12 protein-coding genes are annotated in these 14042 nt (G+C 68.4%); 9 read left to right on the forward strand and 3 right to left on the reverse strand.

Annotated elements, in window-relative coordinates; all coding sequences use genetic code 11:
* The first annotated feature begins 61 nt into the window (after window positions 1–61).
* The gene (gene yihA, locus ACG0Z3_RS18480; RefSeq protein ID WP_394400171.1) at window positions 62–796 is read left to right on the forward strand and encodes a ribosome biogenesis GTP-binding protein YihA/YsxC; all 735 of its coding nucleotides are present in this window, start codon (window positions 62–64) and stop codon (window positions 794–796) included.
* Here the strand turns inward: yihA and ACG0Z3_RS18485 are convergent.
* Window positions 770–2812 carry a DUF1631 family protein gene (locus tag ACG0Z3_RS18485; protein ID WP_394400173.1) on the reverse strand — a complete coding sequence of 681 codons (2043 nt, stop codon included), beginning with the start codon at window positions 2810–2812 and terminating at the stop codon, window positions 770–772. The genes yihA and ACG0Z3_RS18485 overlap by 27 nt on opposite strands.
* A gap of 251 nt (window positions 2813–3063) precedes the next feature.
* Between ACG0Z3_RS18485 and ACG0Z3_RS18490 the strand changes: the two genes are divergently transcribed.
* Window positions 3064–3891 carry a MipA/OmpV family protein gene (locus ACG0Z3_RS18490; protein ID WP_394400175.1) on the forward strand — a complete coding sequence of 276 codons (828 nt, stop codon included), beginning with the start codon at window positions 3064–3066 and terminating at the stop codon, window positions 3889–3891.
* An 83-nt stretch (window positions 3892–3974) separates the two neighbouring features.
* On the opposite strand, the gene groL is transcribed toward ACG0Z3_RS18490, so the two are convergent.
* Both groL and ACG0Z3_RS18500 read right to left on the reverse strand, forming a co-directional pair.
* Window positions 3975–5624 carry a chaperonin GroEL gene (gene groL / locus ACG0Z3_RS18495; RefSeq protein ID WP_394400177.1) on the reverse strand — a complete coding sequence of 550 codons (1650 nt, stop codon included), beginning with the start codon at window positions 5622–5624 and terminating at the stop codon, window positions 3975–3977.
* Window positions 5625–5707: 83 nt separating this feature from the next.
* Complete coding sequence (locus tag ACG0Z3_RS18500; protein ID WP_394400179.1) at window positions 5708–5998, reverse strand: co-chaperone GroES; 291 nt, start codon at window positions 5996–5998, stop codon at window positions 5708–5710.
* A gap of 405 nt (window positions 5999–6403) precedes the next feature.
* On the opposite strand from ACG0Z3_RS18500, the gene mraZ reads away from it, so the two are divergent.
* The 7 genes from mraZ to mraY all read left to right on the forward strand — a co-directional run bounded on the left by mraZ (window position 6404) and on the right by mraY (window position 14040).
* Window positions 6404–6844 carry a division/cell wall cluster transcriptional repressor MraZ gene (gene mraZ / locus ACG0Z3_RS18505; protein WP_394400181.1) on the forward strand — a complete coding sequence of 147 codons (441 nt, stop codon included), beginning with the start codon at window positions 6404–6406 and terminating at the stop codon, window positions 6842–6844.
* An 11-nt stretch (window positions 6845–6855) separates the two neighbouring features.
* The gene (gene rsmH, locus ACG0Z3_RS18510) at window positions 6856–7797 is read left to right on the forward strand and encodes a 16S rRNA (cytosine(1402)-N(4))-methyltransferase RsmH (protein ID WP_394400183.1); all 942 of its coding nucleotides are present in this window, start codon (window positions 6856–6858) and stop codon (window positions 7795–7797) included.
* A gap of 86 nt (window positions 7798–7883) precedes the next feature.
* Window positions 7884–8147, forward strand: coding sequence for a cell division protein FtsL (gene ftsL / locus ACG0Z3_RS18515; RefSeq protein WP_394400185.1), 264 nt, complete (start codon window positions 7884–7886; stop codon window positions 8145–8147).
* A gap of 56 nt (window positions 8148–8203) precedes the next feature.
* Window positions 8204–9937: a peptidoglycan D,D-transpeptidase FtsI family protein gene (locus tag ACG0Z3_RS18520; protein ID WP_394400187.1), complete on the forward strand. Its 1734-nt coding sequence runs from the start codon at window positions 8204–8206 to the stop codon at window positions 9935–9937.
* Window positions 9937–11403: a UDP-N-acetylmuramoyl-L-alanyl-D-glutamate--2,6-diaminopimelate ligase gene (locus ACG0Z3_RS18525; protein WP_394400189.1), complete on the forward strand. Its 1467-nt coding sequence runs from the start codon at window positions 9937–9939 to the stop codon at window positions 11401–11403. The genes ACG0Z3_RS18520 and ACG0Z3_RS18525 overlap by 1 nt, the downstream gene beginning before the upstream one ends.
* On the forward strand, window positions 11400–12872 hold the full coding sequence (locus ACG0Z3_RS18530) for a UDP-N-acetylmuramoyl-tripeptide--D-alanyl-D-alanine ligase (RefSeq protein WP_394400191.1): 1473 nt from the start codon (window positions 11400–11402) through the stop codon (window positions 12870–12872). Before ACG0Z3_RS18525 ends, ACG0Z3_RS18530 begins: the two co-directional genes overlap by 4 nt.
* Entirely contained in the window at window positions 12862–14040 is a 1179-nt protein-coding gene (gene mraY, locus ACG0Z3_RS18535) for a phospho-N-acetylmuramoyl-pentapeptide-transferase (protein WP_394400193.1), read from the forward strand. The genes ACG0Z3_RS18530 and mraY overlap by 11 nt, the downstream gene beginning before the upstream one ends.
* Window positions 14041–14042 lie beyond the last annotated feature (2 nt).

Here is a 14042-nt window from a genome sequence, read left to right on the forward strand (position 1 = left end):
GGATCTCTAAGGGCGCAACCTTGAAATTTTACAATGCTGGATCACTGCGCTTGAGCTGCCCATGACCAACGAAATCCCTGATGCCAAAACCTCGGAACCCGTGACCGAGAAGCTGGCCCTGGCCTGGACGCACACTGCGCGCTTCCTGACCACCGCCAGCCAGCTGGTTCACCTGCCTGCCACCGAGCTGCCCGAGATTGCCTTCGTGGGCCGCTCCAACGCCGGCAAATCCACTGCGATCAACACGCTGGCGCAGCAGAAACGCCTGGCTTTTGCGTCCAAGACGCCGGGGCGCACCCAGCACATCAACCTGTTCGAGCTGGGTCCGAAAGACGCGGCAGACGCGCTGTTCGCCGACCTGCCGGGCTACGGCTACGCGGCCGTCAACAAGTCTGCCAAGCTCCGCTGGCAGAAGGTGATGGCCGACTACCTGGCCGTGCGGCGCAGCCTGTCCGGCGTCGTGCTGATGGTGGATTCCCGCCTGGGGCTGACGGATCTGGATAAGCAGCTGCTGGAGTTCGTTGCGGCGCGCGTGGCCACCGGCGAGATTCGCTTGCTGGTGCTGCTGACCAAGTCCGACAAGCTCAACCGCAAGGAGGCCGACGCCGCGCTGCGGGCCACCAGCGAGTTCTTGGCCGGCATGACCACCGAGAACTCTGACGTGGCCGTCACGCTGTTCTCGGCGCTCAAGAAGAGCGGCGTGGGCGATGTGGCCCTGGCGCTGCACGAGTGGACGCACGCCTTGATGCCGGCGCCCGTGGCGGCGGCGTCAGCCGCCGTCCAGGTCGCTGATTAGCGTGTCCACGGCGCGCTGGACGATGTTGTCCTCGTCCAGCGCCGTGATGAGGCCGTTGGCCAGCAGCGCCTCGAGGGCGCGGCGCGTCAGCGGCAGGCGCTCGTCGGCCTCGCGGCCCACGAACAGCGTCAGCTGTCGCCCCTCGCTGAACCAGGCCAGCTGGGCCGTGTGCCAGTTGCCCTGAATAAACAGGTGGAACCAGCGGCCGATCTGCAGCTCGTCCATCCAGCGCGCCACGGCCTGGCGTGCGTCGGGGGCGTCGTTGTAGAGCTGCACTGGCACCGTGGGCAGTTCGCCGCGGTCCACATCGGCGCTGAGCCAGTGCGAAGGCACCTGCGAGTCGCGCTCCTCCATCAGCCGTTGCACGATCTCGTCGGCCGAGGACGGCGCGGCGCTTGGTGCAGCCGGACGCGGCGGGGCTGGGCGGGGCGTGCCGTGTTCCAGCGCCGGCAGCCCGCGCAGCAGCCGGGCGTGCTGGGCCATCAGTTCGGCGAAGGCGGGTTCGCGCTGGGCGGGCGCGAGCTGGATGCTGTCGCAGCCGGCCACCAGCCGCTCGATGAGCACCGGCAGCCGCATGCGCAGCGCCTCGCGGTCAGCCAGGTCGCGCGGCGTGACGAGGCTGTCGATAAGCGCGTCCACCAATTCCATAGCCGCCAGGGCTTCCTGCGAGTCACGGCCGTGGCGCACCATGGCCGTGACGATGGCGTCCACCCAGGCCGTCTGCAGCAGGCGGTGCATGCGCGGGCCCAGCGGGGCGTCGTTGATCTGGTGGTCGATCTGCTCGCGCACGAGGTCGCGCCACTGGCTGCGCAGCTGCTCCCGCTCCAGCAGCGCTAGGGCGTCGGCGTTGCGCTCGCTGCTCTGGCGGGCCTGCTGGTCGATGTGGGTGTCCACGCGGCTCAGTACCTGCTGGAACAGCATGGCCGTGGGGGTGGGCGTGTCCACCAGCAGCTGGGCCTCGGCTTCCATGAAGCGTAGAAAGCTCGTGAAGCGGGCGTCGTCGGGGCGGTCGAAGGCCATGCCGTGCGCCGCGACGCGGTTCAGCAGTGACCAAGTGGGGTGGTCCTGGCGGCGCAGCAGCGAGGCGTCGGTGCGCGCGAGCCGCACGACGGCGATCTGCAGCCGGGCCAGCAGCGCCTTCAGCGGCGGCAGCAGGCGTGGGTCGGCGAGGATCTGGTCGTACAGCCGGCTGAGCATGTCGGGCCCGGTGGTGCGTACGAACGGTGCCGGCGCCTGCGGGTCGCGTGCCGCGAGGTTGCCGAGGCCTTGGGGTCTGGAGTTGAAAGCGTCGACGCGGCGGGACAGGCCGTCCAGCGTGCCGTGCGTCGGTGTGCGGGCCGCCACGCCATGGGCCGCAGCCAGGCGCTGGTGGGCCAGCGGATCGCTGATGCCCTGGCCATGCGAGGCGACCATGTCGCTGATGTCGGCTGCCTGCAGTACAGCCACAGCGTGGCTGTACTGCCGGTGCAAGGCGTTCGCTAGCGGTGCGGCCGCCACGCGCATCAGCTCGTACTGCGCCTGCGGGCTCAGCGCGCTGGCCGCCAGGGCGTGATGCAGGGCGTGCGCGTAGAGCGCCGGGCGCAGCGGGTTGTCGCGCTCGCGGGCACGGGCGATGCCGCGCAAGGCAGCGTAGAAGTTGCCGATCTGGTGCAGCTCGGCGCGGCTCAGCTCCTCGGCCGTGCGGGCGATGTGGGCGATGGCCACGTCCTGCAGCGCCTGGTGCTCGTCGACCAGGCTGAGCGCCTCCAGGCCGCCCAACGGCGGTAGCGTGCGCTGCAAGGGGTCTTCGCCGCGCCGGCCCGCCTGCAGCAGCTCGATGAGGCGGCCTTCGAAATCGGCAGCAAAGCGCGCACGCACCTTGCGCCAGCCCTCGCGCAGCGGGAAGTGCTGGGGCTGTGCGTCGAGCTCGTCCTGCACGAGATTGAGCAACTCGCGGGCCAGCGGGCCCGCCTCGGTCAGGGCGTGGTCGAGCAGGGCTTGGGGATGCAGGCTGGACGACATGGAGCGGTAGGACAAGGATGTCGGATTATCGGAGCACGCGATTGGCGCGCCCTGGCGTCGGCCCTTCATTCGCGCCCCCCTGATCCCAAGGTTTGCCGCAGTGCGGCGGCAGCTTTTCACGATTCCCCCGCCTTCATCCGGCGCAGGCCGCAGCGTGCGGTGACCTGTCCTCAGTGGTGCGTTGGGCCGGCGTTCTCGCATGCGTTGATCGCACGAACCCGCCGCGCGACGGCATGATGCGCGCCAGCTTCACTGCCGTGCGTCCCATGAGAACTCCTGCCCTGTTGATGTGCCTGGCGGCGTCGAGCGTCTGGGCCTCGGAACCTTCCACGCGCCGTGAGGCGCCGCCGTTGTGGGAGCTGGGCCTCGGTGCGGCGGGTGTTTCGCAGCAGGCCTATCCGGGTTCCGACCAGCAGGCCCGCCGCGCGCTGGTGCTGCCCTACCTGATCTACCGCGGCAAGGTGCTGCGCGCCGACGGCGACGGCGCCGGCCTGCGTGCGGTGCGCACCGACGCTTTTGAGCTGGACGTGTCGTTCGCCGGCACGCTGAGCTCGGGCTCCGAGACGCTGCGGGCGCGGGAGGGCATGCCGCGGCTGGGCACGCTGGTGGAGGCCGGGCCGGTGGCGCGCTGGTTCGTCAACGGGCGCGGTGCTGCCGAGCGCCTGGTGCTGGAACTGCCGGTGCGCGGCGTGTTCGAGCTGAGTCACTTGAGCCGCCACCGCGGCATGACCTTCGAGCCGCGCCTGGCGTGGCAGCACCGCCCCCAGGCGAACGGCTGGGCCTACGGAGCCAGCGTCGGTGCCGTGGTGGGCGACCGCCGGCTGGGCTCGACCTTCTACGGCGTGACCGCCGGCGAGGCGCGGCCGGACCGCCCGGCGTTCGACGCGAAGGCGGGCTTGATTGCCTGGCGGCTGGGTGGCAGCGTCGCGAAGAACCTGACGCCGGACCTGCGCCTGTACGCCTTCGGCCGCCTGGACAGCCTGGCCGGCGCGGCCAACCGCGACAGCGCGCTGGTGCGGCAGACGACGGGCTTCACGTACGGCATCGGCCTGAGCTACACGCTGATGCGCTCGGCCGCCAGCGCCAGCGACTGAGGTCGTCGCAGGCATGAAAAAAAGGGGCTCCCTCGCGGGAGCCCCTTTTGTTTGTCAGCGACGGGTGTGTCGCCGGCGTGGACTTACATGTCCATGCCGCCCATGCCACCCATGCCGCCCATGCCACCAGGCATGCCGCCGCCGGCAGCTTCTTCCTTCGGCGACTCGGCAACCATGCACTCGGTCGTCAGCATCAGCGACGCGACGGACGCGGCGTTCTGCAGCGCGGTGCGCGTGACCTTCGTCGGGTCCAGGATGCCCATTTCGATCATGTCGCCATAGGTGCCGTTGGCGGCGTTATAGCCGTAGTTGCCCTTGCCTTGCAGCACGGCGTTGACGACGACGGACGACTCTTCACCGGCGTTGTAGACGATCTCGCGCAGCGGGGCTTCGATGGCCTTCAGGATCAGCTTGATGCCGGCGTCCTGGTCGGCGTTGTCGCCCTTGATCTCGCCAGCGGCTTGCTTGGCGCGCAGCAGGGCCACGCCGCCACCGGCGACGATGCCTTCTTCAACGGCGGCACGCGTGGCGTGCAGCGCGTCTTCCACGCGGGCCTTCTTTTCCTTCATCTCGACTTCGGTGGCGGCACCGACCTTGATGACGGCCACGCCGCCGGCCAGCTTGGCCACGCGCTCTTGCAGCTTCTCGCGGTCGTAGTCGCTGGTGGCTTCCTCGATCTGGATGCGCACTTGCTTGACGCGGGCTTCGATGTCGGCAGCAGCGCCAGCGCCATCGATGATGGTGGTGTTTTCCTTGCCCACTTCGACGCGCTTGGCCTGGCCCAGGTCGGCCAGCGTGACCTTCTCGAGCGTCAGGCCGACTTCTTCGGCGATGACCTTGCCGCCCGTCAGGATGGCGATGTCTTCCAGCATGGCCTTGCGGCGGTCGCCGAAGCCAGGCGCCTTGACGGCCACGACCTTCAGGATGCCGCGGATGGTGTTGACCACCAGCGTCGCCAGCGCTTCGCCGTCGACTTCTTCAGCAATGATCAGCAGCGGGCGGCCGGCCTTGGCCACTTGCTCCAGCGTGGGCAGCAGGTCGCGGATGTTCGAGATCTTCTTGTCGAACAGCAGGACAAACGGGTTGTCCAGGATCGCGGCTTGCTTCTCGGGGTTGTTGATGAAGTAGGGCGACAGGTAGCCGCGGTCGAACTGCATGCCTTCGACGACGTCCAGCTCGTTGTTCAGGCTCTTGCCGTCTTCAACGGTGATGACGCCTTCCTTGCCGACCTTGTCCATCGCGTTGGCGATGATCTGGCCGACGTCGGCATCGCTGTTGGCCGAGATCGTGCCGACTTGAGCGATTTCCTTGGAGGTCGTGGTGGCCTTGGAGGCGGCCTTCAGCTGGGCGACCAGGGCGGTGACCGCCTTGTCGATGCCGCGCTTCAGGTCCATCGGGTTCATGCCGGCGGCCACGTACTTCATGCCTTCGCGGACGATGGCTTGGGCCAGCACGGTGGCGGTGGTGGTGCCGTCACCGGCGTTGTCGGACGTCTTGGAAGCGACTTCCTTGACCATCTGGGCGCCCATGTTCTGGAGCTTGTCCTTGAGCTCGATTTCCTTGGCCACGGACACGCCGTCCTTGGTCACGGTGGGGGCGCCGAAGGAGCGCTCCAGCACCACGTTGCGGCCCTTGGGGCCCAGGGTCACCTTGACCGCGTTGGCCAGGATGTTCACGCCTTCAACCATGCGGGCGCGGGCTTCGCCGCCAAAGATCACGTCTTTTGCTGCCATTTGATTCTCCGAATACTTAAATTGGGGTCAGAGACAATTTCTCTGAGTCGATGGGGCCGCTTGCGCGTCGCCCCGGAAGGCAATTACTTCTGGACGACGGCGAAGAGGTCTTCCTCGCGCATGACCAGCAGTTCTTCGCCGTCGACCTTGACGGTCTGGCCAGAGTACTTGCCGAACAGCACGCGGTCGCCGACGACGACGTTCAGGGCGACGAACTCACCCTTGTCGTTGCGCTTGCCGGGGCCCACGGCAAGCACTTCACCCTGGTCGGGCTTCTCGGCGGCGTTGTCGGGGATGAAGATGCCCGAGGCGGTCTTGGTTTCCTGTTCCAGGCGGCGAACGATCACGCGATCGTGCAGGGGGCGCAGCTTCATGAGGTCTCCTTCAGAGAGTTTGAACCGCGGCTGCCGCAACCCGGGGGTCGCGGCGCGCCGAAAAAATGGGGCCGACACAAGGCCCGATTTCGTTAGCACTCGAGTTTGGAGAGTGCTAGCAGCGAGGATTATAGGGACGGGATGTGGCGATTCAAGACCTGCCTGCGATCTGTTGATCAAGCGCGATCGGACTGGCCATTCGGCCCGAAGGCTGCGTGCCGAACCTCAAGCGGAACTTCGCAATATCTCGGCAAGTCCTTATTTATGAAAGAGATTTTCCGAGCGGCTGTTGTTTTTGACAGTGTCGCGCTAAGTGCTTGATTTCATTGAAAAAACTTGTGCGAATTCTTGACCCTGGTGTTGGCAGCGCTTAAAGTGGGGAGAAGTGTCGTTTCGTGGTGAAAAGTGTCGGAAATCGTCTTTCAAGGAGCTTCAAACTTGGCGCTGGACGCCAAGGGGCGCCTGGGCGTGCCGACGCGCCACCGTGAGGTGCTGCAGCTGTTGTGCGGCGGGCGCCTGACCATCACCAAGCATCCCGACGGCTGCCTGATGCTGTTCCCGCGCCCCACGTGGGAGACGTTCCGCGACAAGGTCGCCGGCCTGCCGATGTCCGCAGCGGGCTGGAAGCGCGTGTTCCTGGGCAATGCGATGGATGTCGAGATCGACTCGGCGGCGCGCGTGCTGATCTCGCCCGAGCTGCGCGAAAGCGCCGGGCTGGACAAGGACGTCGTGCTGCTGGGCATGGGCAGCCACTTCGAGATCTGGGACAAGAAGGCCCACGCTGCCCAGGAGGCCGAGGTCCTGGCCGGGCCCATGCCTGACGCGCTCAAGGACTTCAGTTTCTGATGAGCGCCAGGATGAACGAGAACGCCACGTTCCGTCACACGACCGTGCTGCTGGACGAGGCGGTGGATGGCGTGCTGGCGCGCCCCGACGGTGTCTACGTGGATGGCACCTTTGGCCGGGGCGGTCATTCGCGTCTGCTGCTGAGCAAGTTGGGGCCTCAGGGTCGCCTGATCGGCATCGACCGCGACCCGGAGGCTATCGCGGCCGCTGCGGCCATCACCGACCCGCGCTTCGCCATCGTCCATGCCGGCTTTGCCGACATGGCCGAGGAGCTGGCGGCCATCGGGGTGCATCAGGTGGACGGCGTGCTGCTGGACCTGGGCGTGTCCAGCCCGCAGATCGACAACCCTGAGCGGGGCTTCAGCTTCCGTTTTGACGGGCCGCTGGACATGCGCATGGATACCACGCGTGGCGAGAGCGCGGCGGACTTTCTGGCGCGCGCCGACGAGCGCGCCATCGCACAGGTGATTCGGGACTATGGCGAAGAACGGTTTGCTGGCCAGATTGCAAAGGCGGTTGTTGCTCGCCGAGAAGCCGGTGCGCCGCTCACGCGCACCGACGAACTGCGCGAACTCGTGGCTCGCACGGTCAAGACCCGCGAGCCCGGCCAGGACCCGGCCACGCGCACCTTTCAAGCTCTTCGGATTCATGTCAACGGCGAGCTGGAGCAGCTTGACCAGGGGCTGAAAGCTGCGCTGCGCTTGCTGGCGCCGGGTGGCCGGCTTTCCGTCATCAGCTTTCACTCGCTGGAAGACCGCCGGGTGAAGCAATTCATCGCCGAATACAGCAAGCATGTGTTCGACCGCCGTGCACCGTTCGCGGAACCCGCGCCGCTGATCCTGAACGCGCTGGGCCGCATCAAGCCCAGCGACTCCGAGGTGGCGGCCAACCCGCGTTCGCGCTCCGCTGTGCTGCGCATCGCCGAACGCACCGATGCCCCGTTGAAGGACTGACATGACACGTCAGCCCCTTCGCTTGCTTTGCTCGTGGCCCCCAGAGGCTGTGCGTCAGTGCCTTGGTGCGGGCGGGTGGCGCTGACATGGCCAAGATCAACCTCCTGCTGATCCTCGCCGTGCTGGCCAGCGGCCTCGTCCTGGTGCACACCGCCTACGAGTCGCGCCGGCTGTTCACTGAACGCGAGCGCGCCAAGGCAGAGGGCCAGCGCCTGGCCGCCGACGCCGAGCGGCTGAAGGCCGAGCGCCATGCGCAGGCCACCAACCTGCGTGTGGAGCAGGTCGCGCGCGAGCGCCTGGGCATGCGTCTGATCTCGCCGGCCGTCGTCGCGTCGGGGGTGGCGCAGTGATCGGCGGCGGCAAGGCGAACAAGGCCGGCGCGCGCGCCCTGGGCTCGGGCCGGGCGGTGAACTACTCCACCAGCCCGCTGCTGGCGTCCAAGACGCCGCCGTGGCGCTCGCGTTTCCTGGTTGGCCTGGTCGGCCTTGCGTTCGCGGGCCTGCTGGGGCGTGCCATCTATGTGCAGGTGCTGCACACCGAGTTCTTCCAGAAGCAGGGCGAGGCGCGCTACGCGCACACGCTGGAGCTGCCGGCCAGCCGTGGCCGCATCAACGACCGCAGCGGCCAGGTGCTGGCCGCCAGCGTGGCCGTGCCTTCCATCTGGGCCATCCCGAAGGAAGTGGACGCCGACGAGGGCAAGCGCCGCGAGCTGGCCAAGGTGCTTGGCATCACGCCCAGGGAACTGCAGGCCAAGCTCAACCCCGAGGCGCGCTTCGTGTGGCTCAAGCGCCTGGCCGACGACGAGACGGCCGCCAAGGTCAAGGCCATCGGCCTGAAGGGCATCTTCCAGGACCGCGAGTACCGCCGCAAATACCCCGAGGGCGAGGCGGCGGCGCATGTCGTCGGCTTCACCAATGTCGAGGACAAGGGCCAGGAAGGCATCGAGCTCGCATTCCAGAAAGAGCTGCAGGGCCGTGACGGCTCGCGCTCCGTCGTGCGCGACCGGCTGGGCCGTGTCGTCGAAGACATTGGCGACATCGTGCCCGCCAGCAACGGTGCCGACATCGACCTAGCCGTCGATTCCAAGGTGCAGTTCTTCGCCTACCAGCGCATCCGCGACGCGGTGGCGGCCAACAAGGCCAAGGCCGGCTCCGTCGTCGTGCTGGACGTGCAGACCGGCGAGGTGCTGGCGCTGGCCAACTTCCCGAGCTACGACCCCGGCAACCGTCAGAACCTCACCGGCGACCAATTGCGCAATCGCGCGCTGACCGACGTGTTCGAGCCCGGCTCGACGATGAAGCCCTTCATCGCCGGTCTGGCGATGGAGACCGGCCGCGTCACGTCGCGCACGCTGGTGGACACCGGCAACGGCCGCTACCCCTTTCAGGGCGCCGTCATCAGCGACACCAAGCCGCATGGCCTCATCACCGTGCATGAGGTCATCCAGATGTCCAGCAACATCGGCACGACCAAGCTCGCCATGCAGATGCCGGCGCGCGAGATGCACGAGATGTTCACGGCCATCGGCCTGGGCCAGCGGCCGCAGATCAGCTTCCCCGGGGCAGTGAGCGGCAAGCTGCGCCCCTACAAGACCTGGCGCCCCATCGAGCAGGCCACGATGAGCTACGGCTACGGCCTGTCGGCCTCGCTGTTCCAGCTGGCGCGCGCCTACACGGTGTTTGCGCGTGACGGCGAGATCATCCCCGTCAGCATGCTGCGCCAGCCGCGTGAGCATCCGGTGCCCGGCATCCGCGTGTTCAGCCCCGAGGTCACTCGCGAGCTGCGCAGCATGCTGCAGGACGCCGCCGGCCCCGGCGGCACCGCGCGTCTGGCGCAGGTGCCCGGCTACAGCGTGGGCGGCAAGAGCGGCACGGCCCACAAGCAGGAGGGCCGCGGCTACGTCAACAAGTACCGCTCGTGGTTCGTGGGCCTGGCGCCCATCAACAAGCCGCGCATCGTCGTTGCCGTCATGGTGGACGAGCCCACGGCCGGCGTCTATTACGGCGGCGCCGTGGCCGGCCCGGTGTTCAGCCAGGTCACTGCGCAGACGCTGCGTCTGCTGGGCGTGCAGCCCGACCTGGACGTGAAGAGCCAGATCGTCGCCAACCAGAAGGCCGTGCCGGTCGAGGAGAGTTTCTGATGTTGACGCGCCTGAAGAGCCCTGAGGCAGCGGCCCGCTGGCTGGCCGAATGGTGCACCGGCACGCTGCGCACCGACAGCCGCCAGGTGCAGGCGGGCGATGCCTTCATCGCCTGGCCTGGCTATGCGCGCGACGGCCGCGAGTATGTGGCGGCGGCGCTGGCCGCGGGCGCGGCCACCTGTCTCGTCGAGGAGGCTGATGTCGAGCGCTTCGGCTTCACCGATGCGCGCGTCGCCTCGCTGCCGGGGCTGAAGGCGCGCACCGGCGAGGTCGCCGCTGCGTTCTTCGGCGCGCCGGCCGACACGCTGGATGTCATCGCCGTCACCGGCACCAACGGCAAGACCTCGTCCGCCTGGTGGATCGCGCAGGCCTCGGCTCAGCTCGGCAAGCGCTGCGGCGTGGTGGGCACGCTCGGCATCGGTGAGCCGCCCAAGCTGGACTACAACGGCCTGACAACACCCGACCCGGTGCTGCTGCAGGCCGCGTTCGCCCGCATGCGCGACGACGACTTCGCCGCTTGCGCCATCGAGGCGTCGAGCATCGGCATCGTCGAGGGGCGGATGTCCGGCAGCGCGATCCGTGTCGCCGTGTTCACGAACTTCACGCAGGACCACCTGGACTATCACGGCGACATGGATGCCTACTGGGCGGCCAAGCGGGCGCTGTTCAGCTTCCCGGGCCTGCGCGCGGCGGTCGTCAACCTGGACGACGCCAAGGGCGACGCGCTGGCGGCCGAGCTGTCGGCGCTGGACGTGTGGACGACCGGCTTCGAGCGCCAGGACGCGCGCCTGACTGCGCGCGGGCTGCACTACACAGGTGAGGGCCTGGCTTTCCAGCTGCATGAAGGCGGCGACTCGCTGCCGGTGCAGACCACGCTGATTGGCGACTACAACGCCGCCAACCTGCTGGGTGTGGCCGGCGCACTGCGCGCCCGAGGCCACACGCTGGCCGACGTGGCGCGCGCCCTGACCCGCGTGACGCCGGTGCCCGGTCGCATGCAGCGCGTGGGCAATGGCCGCGAGTTGCCGCAGGTCGTCGTCGACTACGCGCACACGCCCGACGCGCTCGACAAGGCGCTGTCGGCGCTGCAGGGCATGGCCCAGGCGCGTGGCGGCGAGCTCATCTGCGTGTTCGGCTGCGGCGGTGACCGTGATGGCGCCAAGCGCCCGCTGATGGGCGCCATCGCTGCCCGGCTGGCGGGCCGCGTCGTCGTGACGACCGACAACCCGCGCACCGAGGATCCGGTGCGCATCCTGGCTGACATCACGGGCAGCGCCCCGGCAGCCACCGTCATCGAGGCGCGCGAGGAAGCCATCCGTGTGGCCATCACCGAGGCCGGCGCGCGCGACATCGTGCTCATCGCTGGCAAGGGCCATGAGGACTACCAGGAGGTGCACGGCGTGCGCCGGCCCTTCTCCGACGTGGCTGAGGCGCGCGCGGCGCTGCTGGAAAGGGCGGGCCTGTGAGCTTCTTCCTCACGCTCGCTGAAGCGCAGGCGCTGCTGCCCGGCTCGGCGCTGGTGGGTGACGGCGCGACCGCCTTCACCCGCGTGCACAGCGACACGCGCACGCTGCAGGCCGGCGACCTGTTCGTCGCGCTGCGCGGCGAGCGCTTCGATGCGAACGACTTCCTGGTGCAGGCCCGGACGTCGGGTGCCGTCGCCGCGCTTGCCGAGCGCGGCCTGGCCGAAGCTGGTCTGCCGGGCCTGCTGGTGCCCGACGCCAAGCTCGCGCTGGGCCAGCTCGCGGCGGCCTGGCGCCGCCAGCACCCGATTCCCGTCATTGCCGTCACCGGCTCCAACGGCAAGACGACGACGACGCAGATGATCGCAAGCATCCTGCGTGCCTGGCTCGATGGCGCCCCTGGGGCTGCCTTCGCCAGCCCTGTCCCCCTCGGGGACGCTGGGCGAGCTTGGGAGCGGCCCGGCGCTCGCCCCTCCGCCGCACTGGCCACCCAGGGCAACTACAACAACGATATCGGCGTGCCGTTGACGCTGATGCGCCTGCGCCATGACGACGAACGCAGCCACCGTGCCGCCGTGATCGAGCTGGGCATGAACCATCCCGGCGAGATCGCGCCGCTGGCCGCGATGACGGCGCCCACGGTGGCGCTGGTCAACAACGCGCAGCGCGAGCATCAGGAGTTCATGGCCACCGTCGAGGCTGTTGCGCGGGAGAACGGCGCCGTGCTGGACGCGCTGTCGCCGACGGGCTGCGCCGTGTTCCCGGCTGAGGACGTCTGCGCGCCGATCTGGTACGAGCTGGCCGGCAGCCGGCCGCACCTGACCTTCGCGCTGCGCGGTGCGGCCGATGTGACCGGGGACGCGCAGTGGCAGGGCACGCACTGGGCGCTGGAGTTGCACACGCCGGCCGGCACGGCGCCGGTGGCGCTGCACATGGCCGGCGAGCACAACGTGCGAAATGCGCTGGCCGCGGCCGCCTGCGCGCTGGCGGCCGGCGCGCCGCTGCCGGCCATCCAGCAGGGGCTGGAGGGCTTTCGCGCCGTCAAGGGCCGCAGCGAGCTCAAGCGCGACGCGCGTGGCCACACGCTCATCGACGACAGCTACAACGCCAACCCCGACAGTGTGCGCGCCGCCATCGACGTGCTGGCTGGTTTGGCCGGCGACAGCTGGCTGGTGCTGGGCGACATGGGCGAGGTCGGCAATGACGGCCCGGCCTTCCATCGCGAGGTGGGCGCCTACGCGGCCGAGCGCGGCATCGCCCACCTGTGGACGGCTGGCGCCGCTGCCCGCGACGCTGCGGCGGCCTACGGCCCGGCGGCCCGCGCCTTCGACGACACCGGCGCGCTCATCGCAGCCCTGAACGAACAACCCGACGCGGCCCAAACCCTGGTCAAGGGATCGCGCTTCATGAAGATGGAACACGTGGTCGCCGCACTGCAAACCGCACAAGACGGAGGCCCGCATGCTGCTTAGCCTCGCCCAATGGCTGCAGGGCCTCTACCCCGACCTGGGCTTCCTGCGCCTGTTCAACTACATCACCTTCCGCGCCGTCATGGCCGCGATGACGGCGCTGCTGATCGGCCTGGCCTTCGGCCCGTGGGTCATCCGCAGCCTCACCGCGATGAAGATCGGCCAGCCCGTGCGCAGCTACGGCGTGCAGGCCCACCTGGCCAAGAGCGGTACGCCCACCATGGGCGGCGTGCTCATCCTGATCGGCATCGGCGTGTCCACGCTGCTGTGGTTCGACTGGAGCAACCGCTTCGTCTGGGTTGTCATGCTCGTCACGATGGGCTTCGGCGCCGTGGGCTGGGTGGACGACTGGCGCAAGGTCGTCGACAAGAACCCCGAGGGCATGCGTAGCCGCGAGAAGTTCTTCTGGCAGAGCCTCATCGGCCTGGTTGCGTCGCTATACCTCGCGTTCAGCGTGTCGGAGACCTCCTTCCTCGGTGTCGTGGAGCTGTTCTTCCGCTGGGTGAGCAGCGGGTTCTCGACCGAGCTGCCGCCCAAGGCCGACCTGCTGATCCCGTTCTTCAAGACCATCTCCATGCCCCTGGGCGTGTGGGGCTTCGTCGCGCTGTCCTTTTTCGTCATCGTCGGCACCAGCAATGCAGTGAACTTCACCGACGGGCTGGACGGCCTGGCCATCATGCCGGTTGTGCTGGTGGGCTCGGCACTGGGCTTGTTTGCCTACCTGACGGGCTCGTCGGTGTTTGCCAAGTACCTGCTGCTGCCCTACATCCCGGGCGCGGGCGAGCTGCTGATCTTCTGCGCCGCGATGGCCGGCGCGGGCCTGGCCTTCCTGTGGTTCAACGCGCACCCGGCGCAGGTCTTCATGGGCGACGTCGGCGCACTGGCGCTGGGCGGCGGGCTGGGCACGCTGGCCGTCATCACGCGGCAGGAGATCGTGCTGGGCATCATGGGCGGCATCTTCGTGGCCGAAGTGCTGAGCGTGATGATCCAGGTCAGCTGGTTCAAGTTCACGAAGAAGCGCTACGGCGAGGGGCGGCGCATCTTCAAGATGGCGCCGCTGCATCACCACTTCGAGAAGAGCGGCTGGAACGAGACGCAGGTCGTCATCCGTTTCTGGATCATCACGATGCTGCTGTGCCTCGTGGGTCTCGCGAGCCTGAAGCTCCGGTAAGC

The organism is Pelomonas margarita (assembly GCF_043555875.1).
GTDB classification, from domain to species: domain Bacteria; phylum Pseudomonadota; class Gammaproteobacteria; order Burkholderiales; family Burkholderiaceae_C; genus Pelomonas; species Pelomonas margarita.

Coding starts and splice junctions, on each gene's coding strand:
- ACG0Z3_RS18490 (WP_394400175.1), top strand. CDS start 3,064: ATGAGAACTCCTGCCCTGTTGATGTGCCTGGCGGCGTCGAGCGTCTGG.
- ACG0Z3_RS18500 (WP_394400179.1), bottom strand. CDS start 5,998: ATGAAGCTGCGCCCCCTGCACGATCGCGTGATCGTTCGCCGCCTGGAA.
- groL (WP_394400177.1), bottom strand. CDS start 5,624: ATGGCAGCAAAAGACGTGATCTTTGGCGGCGAAGCCCGCGCCCGCATG.
- ACG0Z3_RS18525 (WP_394400189.1), top strand. CDS start 9,937: ATGTTGACGCGCCTGAAGAGCCCTGAGGCAGCGGCCCGCTGGCTGGCC.
- ftsL (WP_394400185.1), top strand. CDS start 7,884: ATGGCCAAGATCAACCTCCTGCTGATCCTCGCCGTGCTGGCCAGCGGC.
- mraY (WP_394400193.1), top strand. CDS start 12,862: ATGCTGCTTAGCCTCGCCCAATGGCTGCAGGGCCTCTACCCCGACCTG.
- yihA (WP_394400171.1), top strand. CDS start 62: ATGACCAACGAAATCCCTGATGCCAAAACCTCGGAACCCGTGACCGAG.
- rsmH (WP_394400183.1), top strand. CDS start 6,856: ATGAACGAGAACGCCACGTTCCGTCACACGACCGTGCTGCTGGACGAG.